The sequence below is a fragment of the Microvirga guangxiensis genome (assembly GCF_900102135.1).
Classification (GTDB): domain Bacteria; phylum Pseudomonadota; class Alphaproteobacteria; order Rhizobiales; family Beijerinckiaceae; genus Microvirga; species Microvirga guangxiensis.
In genome coordinates, this window is sequence record NZ_FMVJ01000019.1 from 1 (window position 1) to 23826 (window position 23826).

Annotated in this window: 18 protein-coding genes, 1 tRNA gene and 1 pseudogene; 15 read left to right on the forward strand and 5 right to left on the reverse strand. The window is 58.3% G+C overall.

From position 1 onward, the window contains the following. From BLP10_RS21560 to BLP10_RS21580, 3 genes and pseudogenes are all read left to right on the forward strand, one after another. On the forward strand, positions 1 to 648 hold a 648-nt coding region (locus BLP10_RS21560; protein ID WP_139165563.1), incomplete at its 5' end, for a DNA translocase FtsK. A 906-nt stretch (positions 649 to 1554) separates the two neighbouring features. Then, positions 1555 to 2241 (forward strand): annotated as a pseudogene (locus tag BLP10_RS21570) (IS6 family transposase). 808 nt (positions 2242 to 3049) lie between these two features. Further along, the gene (locus BLP10_RS21580) at positions 3050 to 3340 is read left to right on the forward strand and encodes a hypothetical protein (RefSeq protein ID WP_091139430.1); all 291 of its coding nucleotides are present in this window, start codon (positions 3050 to 3052) and stop codon (positions 3338 to 3340) included. A 747-nt stretch (positions 3341 to 4087) separates the two neighbouring features. On the opposite strand, the gene BLP10_RS21590 is transcribed toward BLP10_RS21580, so the two are convergent. Continuing rightward, a complete protein-coding gene (locus BLP10_RS21590) occupies positions 4088 to 4936 on the reverse strand; it encodes a Crp/Fnr family transcriptional regulator (protein ID WP_244510750.1) in 849 nt (282 codons plus the stop codon). A 240-nt stretch (positions 4937 to 5176) separates the two neighbouring features. Between BLP10_RS21590 and aqpZ the strand changes: the two genes are divergently transcribed. The 3 genes from aqpZ (at position 5177) to BLP10_RS23905 (ending at position 6634) form a co-directional block, all read left to right on the forward strand. After that, a complete protein-coding gene (gene aqpZ, locus BLP10_RS21595; RefSeq protein ID WP_244510752.1) occupies positions 5177 to 5917 on the forward strand; it encodes an aquaporin Z in 741 nt (246 codons plus the stop codon). Positions 5918 to 5980: 63 nt separating this feature from the next. Beyond that, on the forward strand, positions 5981 to 6181 hold the full coding sequence (locus BLP10_RS21600) for a hypothetical protein (protein WP_139165564.1): 201 nt from the start codon (positions 5981 to 5983) through the stop codon (positions 6179 to 6181). 324 nt (positions 6182 to 6505) lie between these two features. Then, the gene (locus BLP10_RS23905) at positions 6506 to 6634 is read left to right on the forward strand and encodes a hypothetical protein (RefSeq protein ID WP_280141128.1); all 129 of its coding nucleotides are present in this window, start codon (positions 6506 to 6508) and stop codon (positions 6632 to 6634) included. Between the two features lie 480 nt (positions 6635 to 7114). On the opposite strand, the gene BLP10_RS21610 is transcribed toward BLP10_RS23905, so the two are convergent. After that, positions 7115 to 8950 (reverse strand): adenylate/guanylate cyclase domain-containing protein, encoded by a 1836-nt coding sequence (locus BLP10_RS21610; RefSeq protein WP_091139435.1) that lies wholly within the window; start codon positions 8948 to 8950, stop codon positions 7115 to 7117. Between the two features lie 728 nt (positions 8951 to 9678). Between BLP10_RS21610 and BLP10_RS23415 the strand changes: the two genes are divergently transcribed. From BLP10_RS23415 to BLP10_RS21625, 3 genes are all read left to right on the forward strand, one after another. Then, positions 9679 to 11619 (forward strand): PAS domain-containing protein, encoded by a 1941-nt coding sequence (locus BLP10_RS23415; RefSeq protein ID WP_210183652.1) that lies wholly within the window; start codon positions 9679 to 9681, stop codon positions 11617 to 11619. Between the two features lie 374 nt (positions 11620 to 11993). Then, positions 11994 to 12224 (forward strand): hypothetical protein, encoded by a 231-nt coding sequence (locus BLP10_RS21620; protein ID WP_091139441.1) that lies wholly within the window; start codon positions 11994 to 11996, stop codon positions 12222 to 12224. Positions 12225 to 12423: 199 nt separating this feature from the next. After that, positions 12424 to 12636, forward strand: a complete 213-nt coding sequence (locus BLP10_RS21625; RefSeq protein ID WP_091139443.1) for a hypothetical protein — start codon at positions 12424 to 12426, stop codon at positions 12634 to 12636. 373 nt (positions 12637 to 13009) lie between these two features. Here BLP10_RS21625 and BLP10_RS21630 read toward each other — a convergent pair whose 3' ends face one another. After that, positions 13010 to 13987 (reverse strand): tyrosine recombinase, encoded by a 978-nt coding sequence (locus BLP10_RS21630; protein WP_091139445.1) that lies wholly within the window; start codon positions 13985 to 13987, stop codon positions 13010 to 13012. Positions 13988 to 14393: 406 nt separating this feature from the next. Between BLP10_RS21630 and BLP10_RS21635 the strand changes: the two genes are divergently transcribed. From BLP10_RS21635 to BLP10_RS21645, 3 genes are all read left to right on the forward strand, one after another. Next, complete coding sequence (locus BLP10_RS21635) at positions 14394 to 14846, forward strand: Fur family transcriptional regulator (RefSeq protein ID WP_091139448.1); 453 nt, start codon at positions 14394 to 14396, stop codon at positions 14844 to 14846. 1167 nt (positions 14847 to 16013) lie between these two features. Next, positions 16014 to 16448: a nuclear transport factor 2 family protein gene (locus tag BLP10_RS21640; protein ID WP_244510753.1), complete on the forward strand. Its 435-nt coding sequence runs from the start codon at positions 16014 to 16016 to the stop codon at positions 16446 to 16448. Between the two features lie 483 nt (positions 16449 to 16931). Continuing rightward, positions 16932 to 17936 carry an IS1595 family transposase gene (locus tag BLP10_RS21645; protein ID WP_091139451.1) on the forward strand — a complete coding sequence of 335 codons (1005 nt, stop codon included), beginning with the start codon at positions 16932 to 16934 and terminating at the stop codon, positions 17934 to 17936. Here BLP10_RS21645 and BLP10_RS21650 read toward each other — a convergent pair. Beyond that, a complete protein-coding gene (locus tag BLP10_RS21650) occupies positions 17933 to 18379 on the reverse strand; it encodes a hypothetical protein (protein ID WP_139165566.1) in 447 nt (148 codons plus the stop codon). The two genes, BLP10_RS21645 and BLP10_RS21650, sit on opposite strands and share 4 nt — an antisense overlap. A gap of 182 nt (positions 18380 to 18561) precedes the next feature. Continuing rightward, on the reverse strand, positions 18562 to 18888 hold the full coding sequence (locus BLP10_RS21655) for a hypothetical protein (RefSeq protein WP_091139455.1): 327 nt from the start codon (positions 18886 to 18888) through the stop codon (positions 18562 to 18564). 198 nt (positions 18889 to 19086) lie between these two features. Here BLP10_RS21655 and solA point away from each other — a divergent pair, with 198 nt between their 5' ends. The 3 genes from solA to BLP10_RS21670 all read left to right on the forward strand — a co-directional run bounded on the left by solA (position 19087) and on the right by BLP10_RS21670 (position 22711). Beyond that, a complete protein-coding gene (solA, locus tag BLP10_RS21660) occupies positions 19087 to 20226 on the forward strand; it encodes an N-methyl-L-tryptophan oxidase (protein WP_091139527.1) in 1140 nt (379 codons plus the stop codon). 586 nt (positions 20227 to 20812) lie between these two features. Next, a tRNA-Cys gene (locus BLP10_RS21665) sits at positions 20813 to 20887 on the forward strand. Between the two features lie 969 nt (positions 20888 to 21856). Next, positions 21857 to 22711 carry a hypothetical protein gene (locus BLP10_RS21670; protein ID WP_244510754.1) on the forward strand — a complete coding sequence of 285 codons (855 nt, stop codon included), beginning with the start codon at positions 21857 to 21859 and terminating at the stop codon, positions 22709 to 22711. The last annotated feature ends 1115 nt before the right edge of the window (positions 22712 to 23826 follow it).

Sequence of the window (23826 nt, forward strand, 5' to 3'; positions counted from 1 at the left end):
GACGAGATGGCCGACCTGATGATGGTGGCCGGCAAGGAGATCGAGGGCGCGATCCAGCGTCTGGCCCAGATGGCCAGAGCTGCCGGCATCCATGTGATCCTGGCCACCCAGCGCCCGTCGGTGGACGTGATCACCGGCACGATCAAGGCGAACTTCCCGACCCGGATCTCGTTCCAGGTGACCTCGAAGATCGACAGCCGCACCATTCTCGGCGAGATGGGGGCGGAGCAGCTTCTGGGCCAGGGCGACATGCTGTACATGGCCGGGGGCGGGCGGATCACGCGCGTGCACGGGCCGTTCTGCTCGGACGAGGAGGTCGAGCACGTGGTGGCGCACCTGAAGCGTCAGGGCGAGCCAGTTTACCTCGAGGCAGTCACTGCGTGCGAGGATGAGCCGGAAGAGATGGACGCGCCGGAGCTATCGGCCGATGATAGCGACTTTGGTCTGGCCTCCTCGGATATTTATGAGCAGGCTGTCAGCGTCGTCATTCGGCATAAGAAGGCGTCGACGAGCTACATCCAGCGCCGGCTGCAGATTGGCTACAACCGGGCGGCGTCGCTGATGGAGCGCATGGAGCAGGAGGGCATCGTCGGACCCGCAAACCACGCCGGAAAACGTGAGATACTGCGCGGGGAGTTTGAAGACTAAAGATCCGAGCACCTTCAGGGGAGGTCCGCTGGCCTGACCTCCCCGTCTCAAAGCCTAGTTAATAATCCTTGTGAGAGTGGTCCTCTTCCATCTGGATAGACGAGTCTTCGAAATGCAGGAACTGAACAGATGATACTGAGCTTTGATCGCTATGCTCCATGAGCGAGGATAGTATGCGGCATCCGCAACATAGATCATCTCAGGGCGATGATAGTCTGCAGCTCAAGTAGGCCTTTTCTATGTGACGAATAGCCAAGCTCGAAGCTCCCAGGTTGGTGAAACGGTCGGTTATCTTCGCCCTTAGCGTGACTGAGATCACCGTCATCGAATAACAAGAAGTTGTTAGCTTAGAATTTGAACCGCTTGCGCTCTCACTTTCCTAAGTGAAATTTACGGTCCACTCTCGTGTTGCAAAAGCAACGTGCCTCATCCCTCTTTCGCAGTAGCTAGAACCGAGCTCCCGTATTGAGGCTGGCCAAGGGGCTGGACCATGCCAGTGCGATCCTTGCGGTCGGGTTGGCCACCCAGATGCCGCAGCTTGGGTTCAATTCCATCACGCCCGGTCCAGCGAGCATGCGCAAGCCCTCTCGTACTGGACCGCCCTTTAGCCCCGCTGCGATGCAGATGCCGACCTCAACCAGCTTCTTTCCTAGAGAGTTGCCCCGAGTGATGGCCTCAAGGACATACCGCGTGACCCAATCCACCTCCGATTCGAAAAGTACATGCTCCAAGTACCTTGAGATCATACGGCAGACGGTGAAACGACCGTGATCGTATTCTTATCCTACTCGTTCAGCGGATGGAGTTCGCACACCATCTGGTGGACGCAAGAGGTTTCGAGATGGAACTGTCGAAACCGCTGATAACAAAGCTCGGTCTGTGCTCCGGTCAGCCCGGAGATTCATGATGGTCAAAGGCCATCAGTTCGATGACACACTGATCCTGCTGCGCGTCTAGTGATATCTCGCCTACAATCTTAGCCTGCGGAACCTAGAGGAGATGATGGTCAAGAGGGGGCATCTTCGTCGATCATGCAACTGTTCACAAATGGATCGTACGGTACGCACCCGAACTGCTCCAGCGATTCATTGTTCGGACACGGGGCGTCGGTCAGAGGATGGCACGTGCACAAAGTATATCAAAGTCTGTGAGCGGTAGATGTATCTTTACCGCGCTATCGACAACCATAGCGATACCATCGAATTCGGGTTCAGCGAATGGCACAAGACCACCGCGGCTAAATGGTTTCTGCGCGAGGCTCTCAAGCGACATGGACACTCCGAGCGCATCCTGGTCGACGGCAGCTAGACCAATCGCTGGCGACGTGTGCTGAGACCCGGGAGACCGGCCCCGGGATCAATCCAGGCGCAAGTTGATGCCAATCCGTATCCGGTAGCGTGCCTACTGAATAATCGCATCGAACAGGACCACCGAGCGATCAAACGGCGGATTAAGTCCATGCGCGGGTTCAAGTCCTTGGCCATGGCTCGTGTGAACATCGATGGTATCGAGATGATGCGCAAGCGGCAGGCGAAGCATACCTGCAATCGGCAACTATCACTCGCCGAGCAGTCTCACTTGCACGCCGCATAAGTGAATACGAACCACTCTGAGATCCTTCTGTCCATAATCAGAAATCGCGACAAAGCCTCTGCAGGCAGTATCGCCGTCAATATGCGGGGAGAATGAAGCCTAATGCTTTGACTGGCCTTTTGTCTGTAGCGCCTCGCTGGCGGTCCATCTATTGGGCTTTGCGATGGCGCTTCCTTTTGGCTTCTCTTTCTTCGGCTTCTTCGTTTCTCGATTACTGTGCTGTTCGCGGTGTGCCATAATATGGCCCTCCAAGGATTCAGAATCCTCTCACGCCGACGCTTTACTGGTTGCCTGAGTATAGCGCACTCAGCCGTCTCTGACATATGTAGGCATGAGGCTACTCTCAAACAGGATCTACCTATACCAATTACCTCATGTGGGTAATATAAAATGGCCTGTGCATTCGGTAAGCTTGTCTAGCGCGCTATGAATCAACAAATGAACACAAGCGCCAGCCTTGGAGGGGAAGCCAATGCCGTCCGCTCAGCAACTGGCTCCAGCCAGACCGTACATGCGCGATTGCACCTACAATCTATTTAGGAACAAGCAACGGCCTGAGCTTATCTGTGCTGTGCCCGAGGATCGCCCAGTTCCCAGCTTCCTTGGTTCAAGACAATGGATCTTTGAACGGCATCTCCAGCCTTTAGACACTGCCGTTCCAGGCTTTGAGGATCATGCCGCGAATGTAGGCGTACGGTTTAATGGCTTTTACCTGTTCCACCTCACAGGCTTACCAAGAGAGATGGCGGCTTAGCCCAGACTTCTGAATGTGTTAGAGTGGCACAACTCCGCACTTATGGGAGCCGCCATGTACCTGGTCATCCGCAAGTTCAATCACGTTACCTCGATGGCTGAAGCTGCCCGTCGGGCAGAGAGTGGACTTGGCCAACTGCTGAAGCAATCACCTGGATTCCTCGGCTATTATGTGTTCGATGCTGGCGATGGAATCGGCGGCTCTGTGACCATGTTCGACACCAGGGAAAATGCCAATTCGGCAAACGACAAGGCTTTGGCCTGGGTCCGAGCGAGCCTCATGGATGTCGTTAACGGGGAGCCTGAAACCATTGTTGGTGAGGTGCTTGCTGTCGTCACTGCTTGACATCTCCCACACAGGAGACAAACCCATGCACATCTTCGGCGCATTTGAGTTGGACATCAGGCCTGGTACTCAAGACGACTCGACTGTTGTCAGGCTCGCGCTCCAGAAAGCTATTTTTGAGCCAAGCGGGCGCGTATTCGTGACTCCGGAATGCTCGTCATATGAGGAGATTGAGGGCAGATTAATGCTCTTCAGGACGAACTAGATGAGTTCCGGGAAAGAGCGCGCCGAGCCTTCCAGATCGTATAACTGAGCAAGCTAAGACTGTGTGGACGCCGTAGGCGGAGTGGCCTTGTCCTCCGTCAGCCTGATTTGGCATTAGGTAGGATAAAGCATTGCTACTCGAGCCTCGTGAGATCCCAACGGACGCGCCTTATCCTGCGCTGTCACCAGCTGGCGGAGCCGTTTACGCGCTGGCAAAAGCCTTGATTGGCGCTGACATGGCGGAGTTCATAAAGGGCCGCTCGGAATTCACCAAAGGCCTGCCAGTACGCTATTCGCGAGCCCTATAAGACCAGGCAAGCAGCGGCGCAGAAAGGACAATCCCACTGCAACATCATGAGGATGGTTGTGCCGAGTGTCGCGGATCTCCCCCTCAGGTCCGCATGAGCAGCCTGGAAAGAGGAAAGCCCGCCTCAAGCTCCTACGAACGCTCCGGCTGAAACTTGTTGGGATGATCGCCAAAGCCTGGTTGGGTTCGCTCGCACCTCGGAACCGATCCCGATTGCGAACTGTTTCGGCACATTCTCAGCGCCGAGGTCGGATTGGATAGGTTAGCAGCTGCTCGGCTTTCGCAGGCTGTAACAGCGTGTTCAGATCGGAACGGGAATAGGAGCCGGGGAGCACCTTCTCCACGCGGAGGCGCACTTTGTGGTAGCACTCACAGGCGGCCTGTTCGAGGCCAGCCCTATCGGCCACGACGATGCCGCCGCGTTGCTGTACGATCAGGCCGGTGGCTTGAAGGGCGCGCAAGACGGTGCTGACCGTGGAGCGCTGGACTCCGAGCATCTCGGCCAGCGTTTCATGAGTCAGTGGTAGGGTGTCCTGGTCTATCCGGTCATGGGTGTTGAGAAGCCAGCGGCAGCATCGGGCCTCGACCGGGTGGAGGGCATTGCAGGCCACAGCTTGAAACGCTTGGGCGAGCACAGCCTCGTTGAAAGCGGCCACCATCCGTCGCAGCCGGGAGCGCAACACAAGAATCTGGCGCATCCGTTCAATGGGAATCCGCGAGGCGGTGCCCGAGACCACCACCACGTAGCGCCCCAGGGCTTCACCGCTGATGAAGGCGCTCAGAAGACCGAACACCCCCTCACGCCCGAACAGCGCCACCTCGGCCGCACGCCCATCCTCCATGTCTTCGACAAGGGACACGATAGCATCATGCGGGAAGTAGGTGAACCGGATGTAGTCGCCGGCCTCGTAGAGCACCGTGCACTTCCGCAGGTCCACGATCTCGAGATGCGGTTCCAGCACGGCAAAATCCGCTGGCTCTAGCGCGGCGAGAAGCCGGTTGGCTCGATGATCCCGGTGCAGGTCCTTCAGCACGATGAGGCCGTGTTCCTCCTGTGGGCCCATAATCTCAATGTCGGTGAACAAGCTCAAGCCCGTTAAGAGCAGGTCAGCGCCTCGGGTGGATCACGGGTCCGGGCATGAGGCATCCGGCTCGAGACATCCGCCGGAAATCTTTCTCGACGACCGCAACTGAGGCGAGGTATCATCACGGCCAAACGAAGAAGCATTCCTGCGTTGGACCTAGGCTCGCGATGAGCCTGCTTTGATCGGCACCCTGCCGACATCGCTCCTGAACCACACGGGCCTAACCCGTAGGAGGAGCCCATGCACAGTACCATGCACAAATGCGTCGCCGAGGCGATCGGCACGTTCTGGCTCACCTTCGCCGGCTGCGGCAGCGCGGTCATCGCGGCAGGCTTCCCCGAAGTTGGTATCGGCCTGCTCGGCGTGTCACTCGCCTTTGGCCTGAGCGTGCTCACCATGGCCTATGCCATCGGCCACATCTCTGGCTGCCACCTCAACCCCGCCGTGACGGTGGGACTCTGGGCCGGTGGCCGCTTCCCGAAGCCGGACATCCTGCCCTACGTGGCTTCGCAGGTGGTGGGTGCTATCATCGCGGCGACGGCCCTGTACGCTATCGCGACCGGCTCCCCGACCTTCGATCTGGCCAAGGGCTTTGCCGCCAACGGCTACGGCGCGCACTCGCCGGGCCAGTACAGCATGATCTCGGGCTTCATCGCCGAGGTGGTGCTAACCATGATGTTCCTGTTCATCATCATGGGGTCCACGCACGGCAAGGCCCCCGTCGGGTTCGCGCCCATCGCCATCGGGCTGGGCCTGACGCTGATCCACCTCGTCGGCATCCCGATCACCAACACCTCGGTCAACCCGGCCCGCAGCACCGGCCCGGCGCTGTTCGCCGGCGGCTGGGCGCTGGCGCAGCTCTGGATGTTCTGGATGGCGCCGCTGATCGGCGGAGCGCTCGGCGGCATCCTCTACCGCTGGCTCAGCGAGGAGCCCTCGGCCCAAGTGACCGGCATCGCGCCCGCCGCACCGGCCGAGTGAACACCAAACGCGATGGCGACGCGGGAGCGAACCTATCAGTGCGTGGGAGGCCCGTGCGACGGCATGCTCCACACCATGTTAGAGGAGCGGCGGATCCGCCTCACGCCTCGGGACGACGAGGCTCTGATTGCTCCTCCCGACAGTGCCTTGGCCGCATCGGGCGAAGCCGCCGATTACGACGTGCGCCGACTCCTGGCGCCTGACGGCCAGTGGCACGAGTTCCTAGTGCTGTCCGCCTGGACTAGCATGCAGGCGACTGTATGACTCAATCGCCGTCATTAATCGCCGTCGCCATGCAATGCTTATGGGCGCCGCATCAAAGTCCGACACTTTCACCGGGGTCCTCCGCCCCCCATGCATCAGACCGGCATTCGGTAGCCAACGCCACCAGAGTTGAATATTCTCTTCATCAGGAAGCCTTGCGGCACTCACGCTCCGACTGCCATGCACGGAGGAGCATATGTCGCCTGTTTTGCGCGAATTGCGCTTGTTGCCTCCGCTTTGTGACCGATTCCGGGCATTACCCTGGCCGGAGAACCTTTCGTTCCGAGCTGGATCAAGAACGATCCCACGTCCAGGACTGTTGCGATGGAGATCATCGCGGATTGGAACCAGGTCACACGCTACGCCAAGAGCGACAGCAGGACCGACATCATCGACTTCAACGGCTACTGGGCTGCAATCTCACGATCATGGTACCGATGGGCTGGTCGGTAAGGATCGAGTTCATCAATGAATCCCAATCCTTCCGGCACAGCCTGATGGTGACCATGGTCTACGCCTAATCAGAAACGCCAAGGGAATTAGAGGCAAAGGACGCGATCTGGGGCGCCTACACCGATTCACCGGAGGGAATTCACACCAATGAAAGGCGGCAGCTTGATTTCGTCGCACGGCAGTCGGGGAGTTACTTCCTGACTTGCGCAAGACAGACCCATTTGATGGATGGACATTGGATCGGCTTTGAGGTGCGGGATGGTCTTGAGCAGGCCGTGACGGTGTTTCACGAAGACCAGTTTCCGCAGGAGCAGCCCTGAGGGCGTACCTAGAAGCTTGGAAGTTCTCTCACTCCTTTACGGCATTCGGAAGCAAAGACCGCCCAGCAGCAGGAAAGTACACATCCAAATGGGTTTCTCCCAATTGCGAACGTGGCCCTTGGGGCGTATCCCCAACATATTCCGATCAACCCCGGCCAAATCAGTCCACCGGCAGACCAGCCCTGGCAAGACCCTCCTGGATCAGGTCGCGATGCGGACCGGGCAGGTATTCGCCGGTCCCGAGGAAGCCGTTGACGGAGCGAACGGTCGAGTTCTTCCGTAGATCCTCGACCGCCGACCGAGCCTCCGCGCCTCGATCGAGATGCGCGTAAGCAACCGCCGAGAACAAGTGGCACGGCCAATAGTCGGGAACCCGCCGCGCGCAGTCGCGCAGGTGCGGCAGGGCCTCATCGAACCGTCGATCCAACAAGAGGGCACGGGCGAGATACATGTCGTAATTAGGCGGGTGGAGCGGATCGAGTACGAATGCCCGCCGCATAAGGAAAGCCGCCTCCTTGATCCGCCCGGCGAACGTGAGGATGTTTGCCAGCCCCGCATGGTATTCGGCCTCGCTGGGGTTGAGCTCGACCGCCCGTTGGGCCCAGCGGATTGCCTCATCATGCGACAGCCGACGCAGGAGCAGGTCGCCCATGACCATGTGGGCCAAAGGGAGTGCAGGATCGACTGCTAGCGCCCGCTCGGCATAGGAAAGGCCCCGCGCCAGCACCTTGTCGCGGTTGGGCGGATCCCAGCGCAGAGCCACCTCGCGATAGTCGGAGAAGGCCAGCTCCGCGATGGCCGGCGCGAACAGGGGATCGAGCTTGACCGCCTTGCCGAAAAGGGCACGAGCCTCGATCGCCTTATCCCTCCGGTTCGTCTGGCGCAGGCTGCGGCCACGAAGGTAGTAGTCGTAGGCGGTCAGGTCCGTGGTCGGCTTCCTCAGACCAGCGGCGACCTCCGCCCGCTGGATCGTGGCCCCGAGCCGGGCCGCAATTCTCTCGGCAATCTCATCCTGGATGGCGAAGATGTCCTGCAAGGGCCGGTCGTACCGTTCGGCCCAGATCTGAGCACCGCTGAGGGTGTCGCTGAGCTGGGCCGCGACGCGGATCTGGTCCCCCGACTTCTGAACGCTTCCCTCCAGGGCGTAGCGCACGCCGAGGGTGCGTCCAACCTCGGTCAGATCGATCGGCTTGCCTTTGTAGGAGAAGGTCGAGTTGCGAGAGACGACAAACAGGTGCGGGAAACGCGCCAGTGCCGTGAGAACGTTTTCGGTCAGGCCGTCGCTGAAGTAATCCTGTGCCGGGTCACCGGACCGGTTGGTGAAGGGCAGCGCCGCGATCGTTGGCCGACCACCATGCGGTTCCGGCCGCCACTTGGACGGAGACGCGAGGAGGAATGTCAGGAGGGCTAATGTAACTAAGGCTGCCACGACCAGCCCAATGGGGAGCAAGTGTCCCTTCAGGAATCTTGCGAGCGACGGCTTCCTAGGCGGCTCGAGCTTCCCTACGATACGAAACGTACGCACGGGACGTTGGATGTTCTTGAACCTCCGTTCCCCAGCCTCCTCGAAGGGGAAGCGATCCCGTGCGTGATCGCGAACCTGACGGGAAACCAGGATACCGCCGGGATCCGCCGCCTCTTGCAGCCGGGCAGCTATGTTGACGCCATCTCCGAAGACATCTCCCTCCGTCGCGATGACATCCCCAACGTGGATGCCGATGCGAAAGCACAGCGGGCTGCCCACTTCCTTGCACCGCCGCTGGACCTCAACCGCGAAGCCGACCGCTTGCACGGTGCTGCCGAACTCGGCCAGGAACCCGTCTCCCATGGTCTTAACGATGCGGCCGTGGTGGCTGGCTGCGGAGGGATTGACCACGTCGGCCAGCAGATTCCGAAGGAGGATGAACGTTCCATCCTCGTCCTCGCTCATCAGGCGCGAGTAGCCCGCTATGTCGGCACAGACGATGGCCAGCAGGCGGCGGTCCGGCTCATCCACGGCACCCTCCTGTTGCCCGTATGATGCTCCCTCAGGCCGCTATGGTCCATGAAAACCGCCACCTTCACGCCTTCCTGGTACTGCGGCGAGAGAGGTTGCTCCAGCCTAATTCCATCCATGCGCGCTGCAACCACAATGACCGCTTCTTCCCGTCGCCATATCTGCGGTTCGCGACGTCCACTTCGGCTAGCTCGAGGGCCTCAGCAATGCCCACCGAGGACGAGGAAATGGCACCTAACTAATGGCAGCTCGTCCTGCTCACGCGGCTTGCGGTCCGCGCGCCTGCTCGACAGGCTCAGCCAACCCGAACTCGTCCCTTGCTGCTTGAATGTGACGACAGCAGTGCTGGGCAGATTACGGCAATCGCTACCTTGATTGGTGCCTCACTCCGAGGTCCAGACCCCTGCGGGACTCAGCGGGAGGCGGAACAAGTTTCCTGACGATCCCATCTCGACAAAAAGAAAGCGCCCATCGTCTCACGGGGCGCTCCAAGGTCCGGCCCGCAGGGGCAAAGGTAACGGTACCGGTACAGTTCACCTATTCGGGCCCGTCCGCGTTGTCATGTCGGCAAACTACGACGGAGAAATACCCTCCGGCCGCTTACATTGATCCGGCGTCACGGCAGCGTGGCGTTCTCGAACGGAAGCTAAGGTTGGCCGGTTGTGGTTGATGGCAGACGAAGGAGATACATCAACTTGCGCTCGATGCGATTTCTAAAGGGCAGCTCCATGGGCGCCAAAATCCAGGCGTATGACTGGTCAAGCTCGCCGCTCGGTCCCATCGAAACTTGGCCGGAAGTGCTCCGCATCACGCTCGGCAACATGCTCCACTCCGCATTCGCGACCTATCTCGCGTGGGGGACGGACCTTATCACCTTCTACAACGACCCCGCTGTCAAGCTTCGCGGGGACCGGCCGGAGGCGCTCGGACAGCCTCTGCCGAAGGCATGGTCTGAGATCTGGGAAGTCGTTTCGCCGATGGTCGTGCGCGCCCTTCGAGGTGAGACGACCTATGTCCAGGACGTGCCCATCGATATTGTGCAGCGAAGAGGCTACCCCGAGGCGACTTGGTGGACCGGCTCAATCAGCCCAGTCATGGACGCAGCTGACCAGCTTGGTGGTGTTCTGATCATCTTGCAGGAGACGACGGAGCGGGTGCTCACCGAGCAGCGGCTTCGGTTCTTGGTCGACCTGAGCACACGCCTGCGTCGGGTGGCTGAGGCACGCGAGGTCATGGCTACTGCCGCGGAGATGCTCGGGCAGCATCTCAGGGCGAACCGCGCCGGGTACTATGAATTGACGGAGGGCGGTAATGCCTTCGCGGTTGACTGCGGCTGGACCGATGCCGAGACTCCAAGCCTTGCTGGCGAGCGCCGGATCGATGACTTTGGATCCAGGATCGACCGCGAGCTGAGGGAGGGTCGTACCGTGCGCATCGACGATGCCCTGGCTCATCCGCTTAGCGCGCAAGCTCCCGTCGCTGCCGAGTTCCTCCGCGCGGGAAAACGCGCCACCATTATTGCGCCGCTGGTAAGGGACGGTGGACTGGTTGCAGCTCTCTATGTTCATCAGGCCGAGCCGCGCCATTGGAGTGACGATGAGGTAGCGCTTATTCAGGAAGTGGCCGAACGCACCTGGACGTCGATCCTGCGCGCCCGGGCCGAGACGGCGCTCCGGGCCAGTGAGGAACGCTTCCGGCAGTTTGCCGAGCACTCCTCCACGGTGCTGTGGATCCAAGACGTCGAAACCCACGCGATGGAGTACGTCAGTCCGGCCTATGAGGCGATCTGGGGCGAGCCGGTGGAGGCTGCGTTACGCGATCCGGGTCACTGGGCCAAGGCCGTTCATCCCGACGACCGTGACCGGGCCAGTACCACTCTTGAGCGCGGCCAACGTGGGGAGGAGGGCACGCACGAGTACCACATCATCCGGCCTGACGGTGGTGTGCGCTGGATCCGTGACACGTTTTTTCCGATTCGGGACGAGCAGGGACGGATCCGGCGGATTGGCGGCATCGCCCAGGACATTACCCAGCATGATGGCTCCATTGTCTATGTGGTGGACGGCGATGTGGCCTCATGCCGGAACCTGTGCCTTCTGCTCCAAGGCGCCGGCTACGAGGTGCAATCCTTTGCGTCGGCGCAATCGTTCCTCGCAGTGGCGCCGGTGTTGGTTCCGGGCTGCGTGGTGCTCGATATGCGCACCCCTGAAGCCGGCGGACTGACGATCCCGAGAGAACTGAAGGCGCGCCGAGCCGGGCTTCCAGTCATTGTGCTCGGTGAGGCTGGTGGGAATGTTTCTGTTGGGGTTCAGGCGATGAAGGCCGGAGCCGTGGATTTTCTCGACATGCCATACCAACCTGAACAGGTGCTGGACGCGCTCGCGTCCGCTCAGGCGACTATCCGGGAGAGGGCCGAGCAGGATCAAGCGACCGAGCGCGTGAGAGATCTCATTGCGGCTCTGCCGCCGCGCGAGCGGGAGGTGCTGGACGGGCTGCTGGACGGGGGCACGAACAAGACGATTGCCCGCGACATAGGGCTGAGCCCGCGCACGGTCGAGGCGCACCGCGCGCGCATCATGGAACGGCTGGGGGCCCAAAGTCTGCCGGAGCTGGTTCAGATTGCTGTAGCGGCCGGCTTGCAGTCCAAATCGCATAGCAGGCTTGGTTGAAAACTTGGATGCAAGAAACGGCGCGCCCCCCATCTCTAATGGGATCAGCACGTCAATTGGTGTGGCAAGTGCCTTCTGAACTGTACGGAACAATCCGTAGGGACACTCCGACTGGTGCCCGTTAGGACCAGAAGTTAACTCAGGCGAATGGCAGGCAGCGACGGTACCTGCGGTTTAGGGAGAGAGCCGCCCAAAGAGGCGGCGAGACGCCAAATCAATCGAGCAACAAGCTAAAGGGGTGACACAAATGCACGGCGACCTCCGAACCTAGGCCCCTTTTACGCACTAGGTTCCCATCGAGGGGATCCGGTGAGGGGTGCGTTCAAGGTTGTTGGAGCAAGCCTCAGGAACTCGTTAGGAAGGGACACAGGCCCATGGACAAGGCTGCGAACGATAACCGCGTTACTCAACTCATTTCTATCTTGTCCGCGACGTTAGCTAACATCGATGTCGAGTATGAATTCGAGTTGGCGCGGATTCGGGTGACAGCCGCACCTCGTCTCACAGCAATGATCACAGACACGGTACGGCAGCGACACGTCGAGCGCCGAGCACCCTATGTCCGCCAGATTGCCGAACTGCGGGAGCGGATACGTGAGGAATAAGGCCGGAGTGCCGCTTCGACCTTCGCCAGCACCGCCGATAGCGCCCGCCATGTCGAGGGTGTGTCCATGCAGGGTTGACCTCCGAGGGCATCGGGCGGGTCCGAGGTTACGCCAGTAAAAGTGGATCTAACTGTCTGGTTGGGGTACAAGTCCTTCTAGGCCCACTACCCAGCACTTTACCAAGTCCTGCCTTGCCACCATGACTGTCCCCGATCATTCCCCGGACACAGAGATCGTCGAGCACAAAGGCTATCAGATCCGCCTGAGCCCAAGTGGCCTGGAATGGCTGGCGTTTGTTGCTCTCCCGAAGCAGCGCCCAACCCTGATCATGGCCCCTGATCGTGAAGCGGTCCTCGCCAAGGCTTACGAATGGATCGAGATGCAACTCACGTCGGCTATCGGTGCATTATGACATAGCATCGATCCAGCTGGCGCCCGCCCCTGACAATCTGCTCCTGCACGGCGAGGTGCTCGGCAGCGTCGTAGGAAACGGCTCGTACCAGCCCTACGCCTAGACGGCCGAACTGCTGGAGGTCCTACCACGGAGCAGGCGGCGTTATCCGCTCCAGACTATTGAGCACCACTTCTGATCCCTGAAGGAGCTGTGCGCCTGGCCCAGGTCAATCGAGGGTGCAGGCCAGCAACCGCTCCACCGTTGCGCGAGACTGACGGGTCCTGCTTTACGGGAGCGCGCTAGCACGAGAGCGTTGTGCAACGGCCTATCAGGCCGAGCTGAAGACGCACGCCAGTCGCATCTCAATGTTCCGGACAGGCAATCCCTTCGGCTATGCGGCAGACGGCGAAACAACCGTGGTTGTGATTTCATCCTGCGTATTCAGCGGATGGAGATCCTGAACCATCTGGTGAAGGCGGGAGGTGTCGAGATGGGTGTAGATCTGAGTGGTCTCGATGCCGGCATGGCCAAGCAGTTCCTGCAGCACGCGTAGATCCATGCCGCCTGAATGCATGTGAGTGGCAAAGGCATGCCGCAGTACGTGCGGCGATACCCGCTCTGGGCTGGCCAACCCTGCGGCGACGGCAGCCTCCTTGATCTCAAGCAGGGCTGCCTGTCGCGTCAGCGCCTTCGTGCCATTGCGTACCGAGTGGAACAACCAAGGGGAGGGTGCTCCACCCGAATAAGCGGAAGCCAGCGTCTGCCAGTGGGTAATCGCCGCAACGGCCCGCTCATGCAGCGGCACGAGGCGCTGCTTGTCACCCTTGCCGCGCACCAGCAGCATGCGGGTTCCGGCAGGTGCCGCATCCGCGGGCAGCGACAGAGCCTCGCTGATGCGCATGCCCGAGGCGTAGAGGGTCTCGAACAGGGCGGCGCGGCGAGCATAGCCTGCCTGACGATAGAGTCCCACCGAGGGATCGGCCGCCAGCGTGTGGGCTGCCTCCAGCAGCGCTTCAGTGTCGGCAACCGACAGAACGAAGGGCAGCTTCCGGGGACGGCGCATGGCGGGCATCGAGGCAGTCGGATTGTGAGAACCGAGTTCCTCGTTGACCAGGAAGCGATGCAGCCCTCTGATCACGGTGAGGCGCCGGGCAATGGTTGCTCCGCCGTAACCGCGCTGATCGAGGGCGGCGATATAGTCGCGCACCTGCTCCAAGCCGACATCGTTGAGACCGAGACCATTCAGCTCCAGCCAGCCGAGGTAGCAGGTGAGATCGTCAGAGTAGGTGGCGATGGTGCCGGCTGATGCCCCAAGTTCCGTTGCCAGAGCATCGAGCCAGAGTTGAGCCAGACGTCGGTTTGAGCGCATAAGTTCCTCCTGATCGGGAGACCTTGCCACAGCACCAGTTACGAACTTCTTGTCAAAACAAGTATTATGCGAATTTTCGTGTGTAGGCGCAGAGTTCGGATGTCCCGTCGTAGCAAACTAATAATGACACACTCCCCTGACTCTTCTGGCATGGGCTGGGCAGCTTAGCGTGTCGCTTTTGGTGCAATGGCAAAATGGCTCTGTATCTACCTTGAGCGACAGTTAACCCATAACGCGACTAGCGGTACATTGTTTACATTAGTGTTTAGGCTCCAGCCTTCCTCGAGCGGTTTCGACAGAGGCCCAGCTTATACACAATGGATAGCTTGAAGAGCAATGATAGCACATTGTGGCACGGAAACTCCGCTATATACTTGCTATGGTTTTCTTATGAAGGAGTGAGTCCATGAGCGCCCAAGCCGTTAAACGAGAAGAGGAAGGCAATCTTCTACGTCATGCGGACGAGCTGTGTCGTCAGAATAACCTCCGCCTGACGCCTATTCGTGAGCGCGTTTATCGCGAGCTTGTTCAGAGCGGCGGCCCAATGGGTGCCTATGATCTCGTCGACCGCCTCAGTAACGAAAAAAAACGTCTGGCTCCGGTCACAATCTACCGCGCTCTCGAATTCCTTCAGCATGCAGGCCTCGTTCATCGGCTAGCCACGAAGAACTCCTACGTGGTGTCCCATGGTGAGCTAACCGGAAACAATACAAAGATCATGTTTGTAGACACAAAGACAGGCAACACGGTTGAAGTTCACTCTGCCGAAGTGGCTGAGGCTATTCAAAAAGCTGCGGAGCAGGTTGGCTTTAAATCCGTTCACCCCTTCGTGGAAGTGGAAGGCGAGCTCTCCCAGTAAAGCTGAGCGCTCATCGAGCGGGAGCATAGAAGCCTCAAGCAGACCTCATCAAGGATCGATGCTCATTCTGCCCTGAGGCCCCTACAGTCACTTGCATTTACCCTGGAAGATGAGCCTCGCTACCGTGGGCTCTATAGCTAGCAGCACCGCAGAATGAAGCGCCATATTGGCGCTTTAAAGTACCGCCCGTAGGGCCAGAAGACTCTATGAAACCGGGATTGCCGATTAGCCTAGTGCTTGGTTTTCAGCATGTGCAGCGGACAAAAAGTGCTTTTGAACCTCAGTTACCAACATCACAAAGGGTTGACGCTGTTCGCGCTGACGCAGCCTTAACTTTTCATGGTTTGCCTCCTTAAAGCACGATCAACTCTGCTGGCCTCCAAGCTCTGTATCTCGTGCTGATGCTCAAATCCGAGGTTAGACAGGGTACGAGCGGTGTCACCCAAACGGGCATGCAAATCAAAACTCCAGGTACCGTCCACGTTAAGACGCTGAAGCGCAGACAATCTCTTCTACGGGTTAGGCATCAGCCGCATTGTGTTAGGCTTGTTCCTCAGGCCCCGCACGACGAAGTAGTGCAGATCGAGGTCCATCGCATCCGGAGCATGCAGCACGCATAAGGCTCGCGCACTTCAAGTGTCTAATTATTGTTCCCAGGCGTGAGAGCCTTGTGGGACATGGGAATAAACGGGTTTTAGGGAAGCAGGAGCGACTATCGTGTGCGCCTCACCAATGATCTTGCCGCTGAGGTCGGAAGCCTTCCCTAAATTTGCGGCATTCGGTAGCAACGACCACCAAGAAACAGGTAAGTGCCTAGACGAGCGAGGAAATTCCACGCCTGCGATCATGGAATGTTCGGTGGCCTTCGGCGAGGGAGCGGTTCCAGCGATGCCAATCGTGGGAGCGGCCACTTCAGCAGGTCAGTGCCTCAAAGGTCTTGTTCCGCCCTGAAAGCGGCCCTTCCGTTGTTCGGCTCTACTTCTCAGTTGACCCGGAGCGGACCACTGCGTAGCGCAACATTCCGTGACGCCCCGTTCAGCGAAATTGCGTACGCGCTTCCAGCGCTAAATGTCGGCATCGCAGGAAACGGGTGTTACTCCCGGAATTCTATTTCTAAACATCCTCACTCAACAAACCGGAGCTGGTATGTCCAGCCCAAAGGCGAGGATGACGATGAACGGAAATACCCAAATTCAACTGACCGCCATGCAGCTTCTTGAGCGCATGTTTGAGGTCGAGATGAAGTTCATCCGATCAGGGGCGGATGATGTGGACGCCCTGGCCGAGGCCTTCCATCGCAATGTGGTGGTCCATGAACCGGGGTCTCTGCCTTATCCAGGCGACTGGAAGGGCTTGGAAGGCGTTGGATCCCTCTTCCATAAAATGCGGGAGGTTTGGAGTGATATGAGGGTTGAAGACCTCACCGCAGCGCGAGAAGGCGACACCGTCTTTATGGCCTGTACCCTCCACCTGACGTGCCGCACCAGCGGCGTGGCCATCAAGCAGCCCTTCGCGGAGGTCTTGCGGTTTGAAGGTGAGCGCCTGATTGAGGCGACCCCCTTCTACTACGATACCAGTGAGATCGTAACGGCTCTCGGGTGAGAGAAACCGACAGAGTCACAAAGCCAGCGACACAGACGCTTCCTTGCGCTGCTGCTGTGTCGCTCCGCAGTTCCACAAACAGCCTCCCGCGAGATTGAACCGAAGTTCGGGAAGGTCGCCTCATGGCACTGAACGGAAGAAGATCGAAGGTCCGCTTTCGCTGGCAGTCCAGCCGTTTCTAAAGGAACGGGAACCCTCCGTGATATCTGGGGCCAGACCCTCACAAATTCCGATCGACTCCGGCAAAGCTTCCTGGCATAAGCGTGGCCATGCAAAGGCTCATATAACAGCACCTACCCGTAGCGCCGCGATCCCGACCAGGGTCGCCAAGCGCTGCCGCTGTCCTAGATATGGCCACTCCCGGCCGCCGGAGCCCGAGCATGCATCTCGCCATTGACCCCATGGAGTTCACGATCCCGACCCTCGTCGGGGGCTGTGAAATACCATGCTCGTACCTCTTCCTTCCCAGGGAGGTGCTGAGCGATGAGCGAGCACTTCCTCCTTTCCCGCCTCGCCAGGGACCTTCCGGTGACCAAGGTCATCCGGATGAGCGAGGACGCAGCCTACAACTGGTTCCGGCGCGCCCGCTGGCCTGAGACCAAGGGCAAGCCGTACTGTCCCCACTGCGGTGTGCTGGAGTGCTACGTACTCACGCGTCGCCGCTTCAAGTGCAGCGGCTGCCGCAAGGAGTTCACCGTCACCTCAGGGACGATCTTTGCCTCCCGGAAGCTGCCGTTCCGCCAGATCCTCGCGATCATCGCGCTCTCGGCGAACGGCGCTAAGGGCAAGGCGGCGCTGGAGCTCTGTCGGGAGATCGGCGTGCAGTACAAGACGGCTTGGGCCAACCTCATGAAGCTGCGCGAGGCGCTGGCGGCCCGGCGGGATGACACCGTGCTTGAGGGTGAGGTCGAGATCGATGGCCTCTACGCACTCGGGCATGTCCGCCCGAAGAACCGCAAGGAAGACCGGGTTGATCGGCGCGAGGCGCAGAACCAGTCGCCAAAGCGCATGGTCGTCATGGCGCTGCGGGAGCGCCGGAAGGGTGGCAAGTCCATCTCGCGGGTCGCCCGGAGCGAGAACGCCGACTGCGCCTGGGACATGGTCCGCCAGCACGTCGCCCCGAGTGCTCATCTCTTTGCTGACGAGCATGCAGCCTATGACGAACTCGTCGGCCTCAACAAGCTCACGCGCGTGAACCATCAGGTGGCCTACCAGCACGGCGAGGGCATCTCGACGAACCAGATCGAGAGCTTCTTCGCGCGTGTGCGGCGTGCCTATAGGGGTGTCCACCATCGCTTCTCGGTGAAGTACCTGGACTGGTATATCGCCGAACTCTCCTGGCGCGAGGACCGCAGCCGCGTCGGCAACCGTGGACAGACGCTCGAAATGCTCGGACGGGCCTTGGCCCATCCGACGTCGCGAAATCTCTGCGGCTATTGGCAGGGGATCAAGCCGCCTGACCTGGTGTGGGAACCCCGCAGAACCTAACGCGTGATCTCCCAAAGGTTCTTGCGTCCGCCGACCGTACCGACCTGGCGGACGCGATTGCGCTTCACCAGGGAGCTGAGGCCAGCCGAAATGTGGGTCACGAACCGCGGAAGAGCCGGATCATCGGCTGCCACTCCGTGTCTCGACGCAATCCGGCTGGTGCATTCAGCAGAAGAAAGCGGTTCGCCAGCCTCACGGAGAACCTCGAGGATAGCCGCCGACTTGTTGAGCTTCACCAGAGCAGCCGGAAGCGGAGCCTCTTGTCTGGAGAGCTTTTGATTTGCCTTTGCTACTGGTGAAGCCTTGTGCACTGGGTCGTAGATCGCGATCACCTGATCAATGGCAGCGACTTGCTTCTTGATCGTCTCGATCCTGTGAGCCAACTGCTCCATATCACCAATCAACTCAGTGCGCTTCCGCTTCAGTTCCTCTGCGATACCCACGTTTGCCCGCTCCAGAAATGGAGCCGGAAGCTAGCAGAAGGCTTGGTTCAAGTCTGGTGGCGTTTGCTACCGAATGCCGTAAATTTGCTCTATACGGTTGACGCAGAACGTTGACACTAGAGCGATGGTAGAGGGATAGCCTGTGGCTACTGCCCTGATCAATCAAACAGTCTGAGTTCCGACTATTGCCCTTCAACTATCCGAAGATCCATCTCATCGATCATCTCTGCGCGACGAGCTTCAGAGGCTCGGATCTTTCTAGTGATCTCCTCAAGACTGCTGCGGCTCGATCCGTAGAAAACGGCTCCCGCCAATAAGGCAGCAATTCCAACGACTAGAAGGGTTGCATCGAACTGGATCAGTCCCAAGAGTGCCACCGCGAATAGAACGACACCTGCCCAAACTGCCATTTTCGCCACAATCATGCTCTTTCGACACTGCTCGCCAGCATCGGACAAGGCATCAATTTCGGCTTCGAGATCGGCGATTTGCTGAGGGAAGTCGATCATCCAAATCCCGCTTAAAGCAAGTGTGCTATCCGTTACATGATGTAACAACAATTCTGATCGATTGGAAGGGTGCAGAGCAGCGGCATCCCCCAATAGCCGCTCTTTGAGGACGCATCCTGTTCTCCCTTATGTCCGTTGCACTCTATCTACAAACCGATAACCTCTTGCAAAGAATGGGACACCGAACAGGAGGCTGAGATGAGGACCTTCGATACCATCGTGATCGGCGTCGGTGGCATGGGTTCTGCAACCCTTTGGCAACTGGCTCGCCCCCGCCAGAAGGTATTGGGCATCGAACGGTTCGATCTTGGCCACGGCATGGGTTCGTCACATGGGATTAACCGGATCATCCGTCTCGCTTACTTTGAACATCCTAACTACGTTCCACTCCTCGTCCGCGCCTATGAGCTATGGCGCGAGGCTGAACAGCTTACGAAGGAGCAGCTTCTCTTCATCACGGGTGGCATTGATGCAGGCACGGAAGATAGTCGGATCGTGCAGGGTGCGTTGACCGCCTGCCGGGAGCACAACCTGTCCCATGAAGTACTGACGGCACGTGAAACAACGCAGCGCTTCCCTGGCTACAAGCTCCCAGACAGTTACGCCGTCATATATCAACCAGATGCGGGATTTGTGGCATCCGAACGTGCCATCTTGGCACACGCGTCCCTCGCCGTATCTGCCGGAGCTGAGATCCATGGGCGTGAGAAAGTAGTCGCTATTGAGCCTGTTAACGGGCGGGTCGTGGTCGTTACGGACCAGGGCCGATACGAGGCCGGGAAGGTTGTGGTTTCAGCGGGAAGTTGGATCTCCGATCTGATTCCGGCGCTCAGGACCAACGCGGTGCCAGAAAGACAGGTTCTGGGATGGTTCCTGCCGCAGAGCCCTGACCTCTTCAAGCCAGAGGTTTTCCCAGTTTCGAACATCTTGTCTCAGGTGGGCCATTTCTACCAGTTTCCGATGTGGGGGATTCCTGGCTTCAAGATCGGGCTCTATCACCATTTTAATGAAAAGGGGCATGCCGACCAACTCTCCCGCGAGCCGACACCAGCCGACGAAGAGGCTCTTCGCAAGGGCATCAAGCACATGTTCCCGGATGCCGATGGTCCAACCTTGCGGCTGGCCGCTTGCTTATTCACTAATACGCCAGACGAACACTTTGTGATCGACACTCTTCCAGGGACACCAGAGATCGTAGTTGCATCCCCTTGTTCAGGACATGGCTTCAAGTTCGCCAGCGTGATCGGAGAGGTCCTTGCCGATCTTGTCACTTTAGGAAAAAGCAAACTCGACCTCTCTCTGTTCGGTATGAATCGGTTTGAGGCTCCAACTGGGTGATCAGAGTAAAATGCGACAATCGGCCGATCGCCGGTAAGCAAGTTAACTCAATGCACGCGATCCACCTGCCTTATTGCTGATCGTGAAGTGGTCGAGATCGTCATTTGCGTACCCGCTATTTTCACGCCGACGAGCGCAAGCAATCTAACTTATGTCTGATTGCGACCAAGCTAAATCTCATTGGTGGAACGCTTCGATATATTCGCTGTCTGAGGTTTTGAGGGGATTTCCGCCCATTCGCCTGTTAGATCGAATTCCGCGGGAAGGACGTTATGGGATTCAGGAAGAGTAGGTCCGACGCTAGACCCGTCACGTCAGGGCTATAGTCGCAGCTATTTGAGTATATGCCGAACCCGACCGGAAGTAGGCTATCATCGTGGATGAGTGGATATCCCTTGCGGCTCCGCTTCAAGTTTTCTCGAAGCAGGAAACACTTAGCGCGAAGCCACCCCACCAATGAAGGCTCTGGGCAACGCCGTCCCCAGAGCCTTCTGCGCTCTAGCTCGTTTGCTCGCTGGAATGGGATATGTCGCACCTCGAAAGAGTTGATCACCGTCAACTCGCCTCGGTTATCATTTATATAGATGGCCTCGTGGCGGAGACGGCGACGCACAGGAGTGCAAATCCTGGGACCCTGGTTCAAGTCCAGGCGAGGCCTCCACTTCCCTTCCTAGACACGATCTTGGGTCGCTAGTGAGATGGTACGACCGTTTCTCCACGATTGAGGTAATTGTCCGTGAGTTTCCGATCTGACGTTATGGAGCGATCTCTTGGATACTCTCCTGGACCCAGGGATGGCCCCACAGATGGCTTATGATCAGCGCAAGTAGGATTGCGTTGAGAACAGAAAGCAGGGCGAGGATAAGACGAGTTCGCTTTTTGTGTTGGACGAGGCGGCTTTCGGCCTGTTGAGCCTTACGGACTGGATCGCCCCGTTCGGACTTATGATGATGCACAGTTTTTCTCCTGGACCGAATAATCTAGGAGTTCGCTAACGAGGAAAATTAGTCCAGATAGACTATGAGTTGCCCCTCAGACATACAATATAACAGCCAAGGTGAACCTATATCCTTTTAACGGGATCAAACCACTTTACAGTCCCCGTAATCGGTGGAGGTCCTTTCTCCGGTCGGGCAGCACCTAGCCTATGGGATTTGTCGTACCGCTTGGAAGCTTAAGCAAACATACGAACTTGGATCTTGCCGAAAGTTGAACTAAAGATCGCCTATTCACCCTTATTGCTTTCATGATGACGGGCAATATTGATGCCTTTCGGCACGCCTCGTCTCAGAGAGCGATCTTCAATTATCCTAGGAAATGATCAGTGCCCGGCATTGCACGTCAGTTCGAGCCTTATATCACCCGTAGCGGTGGAGCGCCCTCACAATATCGGTTTCGGATTCAGTGTTCCCAGTGTCAGCAAACAGACACCTACGAAGCGAACAAGTATACGAATGATACTGTCCTCAAAGGCTACTTCAAACAGCGTGGATGGTTGCTGGGACGTGACCGCTCCTATGATCTGTGCTCAGCATGCTTGGCAAAACCGCGCAGCTCTCAAGCCCCACTGAGGACGGCAGAGGTTCGCCGCGCTGGTCCTGAAACACGGGGGCAGCGGCAAGATCAGCCCGTGACGGCGGATAAGCGCCGCCGGGATACAGCAGACATTCTGGCTCGGCACCTCGGCGACCCCAAGGCGCTTGCGGCGGAGGTCTTTCGCCCTAAAGAGGCGCAGCAATCTCACCGCTCTGCCGCTGATACACCGCGCCAGCCAGCACCAGGTCCTATCCTCCCGCTGAATGTAGAGCAGACCCTCACCGGGATGGCTGCGGATCTAAAGGCTCTTCGAGCTACTATGGAACTTATGGCCGAGCAGGTGAGCAAATTGGTTGCCCTTAGCGGTCAGCACATCGAAGCCACCGTGCGTTTGGCACCACTGATAGTTCAATCGGCAGATGAAATCACCAGCCGTGTGCAAGAGGCTGTCAACGCTGTCGGACCGTCTCCGATTTCTCTCCTACAATCGACCGAACATGTCCGTACCAAAGGGCGGCTGACACCACTGTCTTCCCAAGAATCCACTCAGACACTCACCGCGGTAACGGAGTCGGACAGCGAAGCCGGCGCGACAGAACCATCGAGGCAGAGCACACGCCCTAAGAGCGAAAAGCAGGCTCGCGGGTCTATTGTGGTGAAGTCCATCCCAGACGCCAAGCGTTCCGATCGTTTTTATACCTCCATCCGCCTACCGCGAGCATTGTGGGACCGCGTTGGCTTTCGACCAGAAGACCGCTTGTTGCTGGAGTGGAATGGCAAGACTTTGAACATTGAGCGTGCCGTCGAGGGAGGCGTAAAACCCAAATCGATCGGAGAGGCTAGTGTTATCCTACAGTCGTGGAAGCTCGGCAACCTGAACCTAGACAACTCGAAAGTGACTGCGGCCGACGCTGCACTGCGCTTGAGGGCGGGGCCGAAGAGGCCCTAAGCACAATGAAGAGATAGCTTACTACTTCTGCCCTAAGCAGACTATCAATAGGTCACAGCGATCTAGTTTAAATGAGATTAGACGTTTCCTCGGGAAACTTCCACGCTCACCCAAACAGATAACGACAGAACTCTGCACCGCACTTGTGGCAATCAGATCATCGAGCCAACACGGTGCTGCCTTAAGAAGCCAGATGAGCTGCGCGTTAGTCTCGATGGTCTTGTCAGTGTGAGGAGCATTAAAGGCAACATGTAAGCCATGCAACAAATGCAGCCCATTCATGAAACGTGCTGCATTGCAATGAGATGCCATGCGGCCGATATCAGCATCGGCTGATTTCAACGCGGCAGCGCTTTTCTTCCTCCCGGCACTGCCGTGTCAGCCGTTCCCTCTGGAAGGTTTTGACTTTATCTGTCGGACCTCGACTTTATGCCGGGCCTTTGGCCCGGCTTTTTTTCTTTTCCGGTCGTTAGTGGCCTTTTAGCGAGAAGCTCAAGACTACGCATTTCGACTTTAGTTTGGGCTAGACTCAAGGCTGTTAACTTGTTGCTCGCACAGTGCTTGAGAGTCTCACCGCGTCAATTCTTGCGGCGGGCCATCTGGCGGAAGCTCGCTATCCCTTCCAGACTAGAATCGCTCGACGTACTCTTCCGCATTTCTCTGCTGCTTCAATCACGGCAATAATAATCCTACTATCTATGACACGGTGCGGGTCCCGCACGAAAGCACAGGAGAGCTGAGATGATCCTGCGTCAGTCGACAACGTACCGCGACTATTAGGTTGTGAAAGACCTCTTCGGGAACTTACAGACAGCGATCTGTCTGAGCCCCCAAAAGCCGGCAAACACTCTTCCTGAAGCTACTCAGGTGCCCCATACAGTCTTCCTGTCAAAGAGGCATTTGCAGGTAGGGCAGCGCGGTGTCAAACGTTGCTACCAATGTGGTTTAGGAGCGTTTCGAATGACCGCAGTCCCAGCCGTAGCACCGTAGCCAGATCATTCAGCGTCGACGGTCGCGGCAGCTGGCTTCAATCAGATGCCGCACCCACCATTCCACCTCTTGCTATTCCCCATAGAGTTCTTCCGCGAGCACGTCCAAAGTGGATTCTGGACATG